Raw genomic sequence first — 4,461 nt, 5'->3', positions numbered from 1 at the left:
CTCCGCATATCGTCTCGGCTTTCCTCCACATACGCCCTCGCGTACGCTGCTGCCATAACCCGCTCGTGACACGGCTGACAGCGGTATCGGTCCCAGTCGACCGCCTCCGCGTCGTCCTTGTGCACCGTCCGGCCGCACCGGATGCAGGTGTGGCACTCCCAGTCCACGCAGCGCTGACAGAGCTTCTGCACCTCGCCCTCAAACAGAGCCTCGAACATCGCGTCCGGGTGGTCGGGTTCGCCACAGCACGGGCAGGGTTGCACTGTCTGGACTGTCCCGGTATACTCGTGACTGACGAAGTTTGTGTTGACATCGGGCTCCTGTTGTGTTGCCGCACAGCAGGGGCCTCTTCCCTTTTTCAGGGCTTCCGCCATGCTCAATCCCTCCAATCTGCATCCCGTATGCACAATCCGCATATCACATGCACCGCATCCTGTTACGCTGGTAACAGACGGTTGTTATTCCGATTCAGCCGCTCAATCAACGACTCCAGATGGTCAATCAACGTCTGGACCACACTCACACCGCCACACGCGAGGACGAATCTGCGTTCCAATTCCTCGGACACTGGTATTCCTCCGTGCTCAATGCGTGACACAGTGCTCTGGTCCGTATGAAGTGCCGCCGCCACATCATGTTGGTATTGACCGGACCACACTCGGATCAGCCTCAGTACTGCGTTGCGCCCTCGCTTCATCCCCTCTTCACCTCCTCTCAGTAACGCCTCGCTTTAACCCGGAGAGCGGATCATACAGCCCCGTACCGCTCTCCAATCCACTGCAGCATTCTTGCTTCCGGTGAATATGGCATTAGTGCTGCTCGTGCCAACACGACAACTTTTTCGGCTTCTGAACAACTGTCAAACACACCTATCTTCAAAGACTTTTGATTGAGTTTGATGTAGGCCACCCATTTTTGAGCTTTTTTATCCCACGACACCCCTCGAATTCCGCTCGTTAAATTGTTCACCTGAGCACGAAACCTGTTTTGCTGGTTCTGAGCCGTCGTGACAATGCGTAAATTCGAGCGCCTGTTGTCCAAGGTATCGTGGTTGATGTGGTCAACCTCATCTCCTTTGTCGGCACCCATAATCAACCGCGCAAGTGAATACCGAATGCACTTTTTGTTAATCGATCGCTGCCCCTCGACGTAATACCGATGCTGACTTGAATCGGCATGTGCGTACCACGAGTTTGGCATTGAGTCGGCAATTGGAAGATCGCTAGTGTCGATGAGCGTTTCCAGCATCTTGCCGCCCTTTGCTTTGACAAATATCGCTGTTACATCTCCGCGAATCTCAAACTCGTTTTTCATGCCTGCTTCCTCCCCTCAAGCTCGTCCAATTTACCGGCGCTGCGACACCTCTAAGCGGTATCCTCTTGCTCGTCCTCTAACGCCTTAGTCAGGATCATCATGACCAGCGCGTTCTTGCTCACGCCCATTTGCTCGGCTTTTTTTGCCAGCTTGGAATCCATGGACTTCGGCAACCGTAATGTCGTCTGAAGCTTCTTTGGTGATGTCACTGTAACGTCACCTCCTGATTAGATTGTAAGGTGACATCACTTTAATGTCAAGGTGGCATTGGAATAAATTTTATCCACCAGTTACAATCGTGATGTCATTACGAAGTCAAGGTGAGGGCTATCATGACGACTGACAAAAAGGTTTTCACTCTGCGACTGCAGGAAGAAAACTTCCTGAAGATCCGTACCATCGCAGAACGCGAGAGACGTTCCATCGCCATGCAAATCGAGTACATCCTTGAACAGTTCATCCTCGACTACGAACGCCAGAATGGCGAAATTCATGTAGAGAAAGAAGATGAAAATTGATGGACTTAGCCAACATTCCACCGTGGCGGCCGATCAGTTGGGTTTCGGAGCCTCCAACTTGGTACCGCAACGCCCACAAAAGTTTGCTGGCCCCTTGATCTCCCTCTTGCAGTTGTTGCAGTTCCCAACACTCCCCTCTGGAACTACAGGCGGCCACAAACCAACCTGCTTCAGGTAGTCAATCGTGCTCTGTTTCATCCGCTTCACCTCCTAGCCCGTCCAAATTTTCCCCGGGGCGGCCCTGAGTCGCCCCCAATCACCCCACGAAGGAGCGATTGTCATGGAACTCACTCGCGTTGTCCACCACTCTCCTGATTACATCCCATCCCACCGTGTCGAACTCATCCTCGACCACTTGCAAGAGGTATTGGCTGACTTGGTGGATGAGTTGTCTGTTGACTGCGAAGATGTCACTGTCAAGCTGACGATTTCGGCGCGATAGCCCGAAATGTCTCAACCCAGAGTGCTGCTGGATAAACACCTGCTTTCGCGTCGGCTTCCCACTTGGTGTCACGTTCCTCCGGATCCATCAGGAGGTATGAGGTCGGACGAACAAACACTCGACACCCGTCACACTCCCTCAGAAGAACCCACTCCTCCATGTTGCTATCGCCTCCCACTACCGCCTTATGCGGCGCGGGCTTGGTCAGTTGCATCGCCATCGTGGGTCACCACCTTTCCGCCAACTCCATTGCCTTCGCAACGCACAGCTCGCGGATCGCTCGACTGCTGTGAGCTATCTCGTGGCAGGGGATGCAAAGCCCAATCGCGTTGCTCAGTTCACCCGTTCCACCCTGACTACGGAAGACTGCGTGATGTAGGTGAGCTATCCGGCGCATCCCGCACAACTCACACATGCCTTCCGAACGTTCCATCACCACGCTCCTGACTGCCGGAGAAAATTCCCGTGCTCTAGCTGATTTGCCGCGACGTCGCTTCATGGGTGACCTGGCCCGCAGTGGCGTGTATCGTTTGAGCGGTGTGCGCTTCATGATTTCACCTGCTCCATCAGAAAGGCTTCAAACGCACTCATGCCCGTCTGCCTTTTGTACAGTTCCGATATGGCCAACATGAACGCGTAACCGACCAGATGTACGAAACGATTCTCGTAGCAATCAGACATCAACAGATGCTTGAATTCGTCTTTTCCAAAGTGCGTTCCGAGTCTTTCCTCAATCATCCTGAGTGTCGAGTGATAGTCCCACATTCCGTCGTCGGCGTACCGCTTAATCGGCGGAAACAGTGAGAAAAAGTCAGCCACCGGCGTAAATCGAACTTGGCGGTCTGTCGCCTCAACAAAAGCCACAACTTCTTCCGGATATTGCTTGGCGAAGTCAGAAGCGAAGGAGTGGTTTTCGAGAACGCGGCCAAATTTGATGAGTTGTGCGTATGCGCTCATATCGTGTTCGCCGCTCCTAGCAATGCAGTTTGAGGAACAAACAGGAGCATCATCGTCCGTTCAATCGCCAACTCAAATCGCTCGAACATCATCATTTCTTCCGGGTGCCCCGGATGCTCTCGCCAATGTTTCCACTGAGCTTTGAAGTTGTCGTGGATAATTCGCGCCGCATCAGAACCATCGAAAGGAGACAGGCCATTGTTTTTAGCTACGCGGCCAACCATGCGACTGATGGACTCAAGCATCAATCGGTTTTGGAAGTTCATGAACAGCACATGCTCTGCTTCACGACTGCGAAGTTTGTGCCGTTTGTACATCTCCTCCAGCATCCGAAGTCCCAGTACCGCGCAGGCTTTACGCCGCCATGTTTCGTTTCCGAAGGACTCGGCAAACAAGTTTGCTTTCTTCCGCGATCCGACGAACTCCCGGTCTGTGAGCTTGCCCTTCGCGAACTCAATGAACTGGGCGAAATATCTTGCCATCCACGCGCCGCCATCGAAGTGATTAGGACGACCGCGCATGTACAACGTGATGATGCCTGGTCGGTTCGGATAGTCTCGAATCCACGCGAGAAGCATCTGCTTGCTGGCTGTTCCTACCGGAACGTCATCCATCAGGTCGGCATAGTGGATTGTGGCGCATTGGCGAACCAGATAAATTTCATGCGCAATATCCAGCGCTCTGCCAATCTCTCGTTCAGCTTCCGCTTTCGCAAAAGCGACTGGGTCACGCAATGTCAATGAAGTCGCCATCAATCACCGTCTCCTTCCGTGGCTGTTTAGCTGATACGAGAGAATCCAGGTAGTCTGCTGCATCCCGGAGGATTTTTGCGCAACTCTTGGCGGTTCCAAACAGTTCGCGGTCTGAGATCATCGAGTCTGAGTGTTCGCCAACCCGCATCTGAACTTTGCTGAGTAAACCACCGACGCCGCGCGCCAAGTCGTGAATTGCATCTCGAACTGCGTACCGGTTTGCCCGCTCAACTTCCTCTCGCGTATGGGCCGCCAATTGCTCTGACTGTCGCTTGACCTGATCCTTGAGCAGTTGATAATCGTCTGGCTCAACGACTTGGGTAACAACTTTCGGCTCTGCGTTCTTCTCGCGCTTCAGCCGCTCGTTTTCAGCGACCAGTTGGCGGTCACGCTCCATGATGGATTCGGCCTGTTCCTTGGTGGCCGCGAGTTCGGCTTGGGTACGCTCCAGTTGTTTCTTGAGATCCTGGTATGCTCG

10 protein-coding genes are annotated in these 4,461 nt (G+C 53.4%); 2 read left to right on the top strand and 8 right to left on the bottom strand.

Features of this window, described 5'->3' with window-relative positions; genetic code table 11:
- From G463_RS0116975 to G463_RS23040, 4 genes are all read right to left on the bottom strand, one after another.
- Positions 1–374: hypothetical protein (locus tag G463_RS0116975; RefSeq protein WP_026976087.1), on the bottom strand; the 374-nt coding region annotated here is incomplete at its 3' end.
- 62 nt (positions 375–436) lie between these two features.
- A complete protein-coding gene (locus G463_RS23945) occupies positions 437–697 on the bottom strand; it encodes a helix-turn-helix domain-containing protein (RefSeq protein ID WP_026976086.1) in 261 nt (86 codons plus the stop codon).
- 50 nt (positions 698–747) lie between these two features.
- Entirely contained in the window at positions 748–1,314 is a 567-nt protein-coding gene (locus G463_RS22015; protein ID WP_051322410.1) for an HNH endonuclease, read from the bottom strand.
- Positions 1,315–1,364: 50 nt separating this feature from the next.
- The gene (locus G463_RS23040; RefSeq protein ID WP_156900284.1) at positions 1,365–1,523 is read right to left on the bottom strand and encodes a toxin-antitoxin system HicB family antitoxin; all 159 of its coding nucleotides are present in this window, start codon (positions 1,521–1,523) and stop codon (positions 1,365–1,367) included.
- Positions 1,524–1,646: 123 nt separating this feature from the next.
- Between G463_RS23040 and G463_RS0116955 the strand changes: the two genes are divergently transcribed.
- Entirely contained in the window at positions 1,647–1,832 is a 186-nt protein-coding gene (locus G463_RS0116955) for a hypothetical protein (protein ID WP_026976085.1), read from the top strand.
- A 280-nt stretch (positions 1,833–2,112) separates the two neighbouring features.
- Positions 2,113–2,274, top strand: a complete 162-nt coding sequence (locus G463_RS23035) for a hypothetical protein (protein ID WP_156900283.1) — start codon at positions 2,113–2,115, stop codon at positions 2,272–2,274.
- Between the two features lie 226 nt (positions 2,275–2,500).
- Here the strand turns inward: G463_RS23035 and G463_RS24155 are convergent, their stop codons facing one another.
- The 4 genes from G463_RS24155 to G463_RS23285 all read right to left on the bottom strand — a co-directional run.
- Entirely contained in the window at positions 2,501–2,689 is a 189-nt protein-coding gene (locus tag G463_RS24155; RefSeq protein WP_425387079.1) for an HNH endonuclease, read from the bottom strand.
- A 131-nt stretch (positions 2,690–2,820) separates the two neighbouring features.
- Positions 2,821–3,231 (bottom strand): hypothetical protein, encoded by a 411-nt coding sequence (locus G463_RS0116935; RefSeq protein ID WP_026976083.1) that lies wholly within the window; start codon positions 3,229–3,231, stop codon positions 2,821–2,823.
- Complete coding sequence (locus G463_RS0116930; protein ID WP_026976082.1) at positions 3,228–3,983, bottom strand: hypothetical protein; 756 nt, start codon at positions 3,981–3,983, stop codon at positions 3,228–3,230. Before G463_RS0116930 ends, G463_RS0116935 begins: the two co-directional genes overlap by 4 nt.
- Positions 3,958–4,461: hypothetical protein (locus G463_RS23285; RefSeq protein ID WP_035487950.1), on the bottom strand; the 504-nt coding region annotated here is incomplete at its 5' end. The genes G463_RS0116930 and G463_RS23285, both read right to left, overlap by 26 nt.

The sequence above is a fragment of the Alicyclobacillus contaminans DSM 17975 genome (assembly GCF_000429525.1).
In the GTDB taxonomy this organism is placed as follows: domain Bacteria; phylum Bacillota; class Bacilli; order Alicyclobacillales; family Alicyclobacillaceae; genus Alicyclobacillus_A; species Alicyclobacillus_A contaminans.
Note: the sequence above shows the minus strand (reverse complement) of the source record. Positions and strands in the feature narration are given on the sequence as shown.

What these genes read in the sequence shown, in the direction of transcription:
- G463_RS23035 (WP_156900283.1), top strand. Translation starts at nt 2,113, where the DNA reads ATGGAACTCACTCGCGTTGTCCACCACTCTCCTGATTACATCCCATCC.
- G463_RS24155 (WP_425387079.1), bottom strand. Translation starts at nt 2,689, where the DNA reads ATGTGTGAGTTGTGCGGGATGCGCCGGATAGCTCACCTACATCACGCA.
- G463_RS23945 (WP_026976086.1), bottom strand. Translation starts at nt 697, where the DNA reads ATGAAGCGAGGGCGCAACGCAGTACTGAGGCTGATCCGAGTGTGGTCC.
- G463_RS0116930 (WP_026976082.1), bottom strand. Translation starts at nt 3,983, where the DNA reads ATGGCGACTTCATTGACATTGCGTGACCCAGTCGCTTTTGCGAAAGCG.
- G463_RS0116935 (WP_026976083.1), bottom strand. Translation starts at nt 3,231, where the DNA reads ATGAGCGCATACGCACAACTCATCAAATTTGGCCGCGTTCTCGAAAAC.
- G463_RS22015 (WP_051322410.1), bottom strand. Translation starts at nt 1,314, where the DNA reads ATGAAAAACGAGTTTGAGATTCGCGGAGATGTAACAGCGATATTTGTC.
- G463_RS0116955 (WP_026976085.1), top strand. Translation starts at nt 1,647, where the DNA reads ATGACGACTGACAAAAAGGTTTTCACTCTGCGACTGCAGGAAGAAAAC.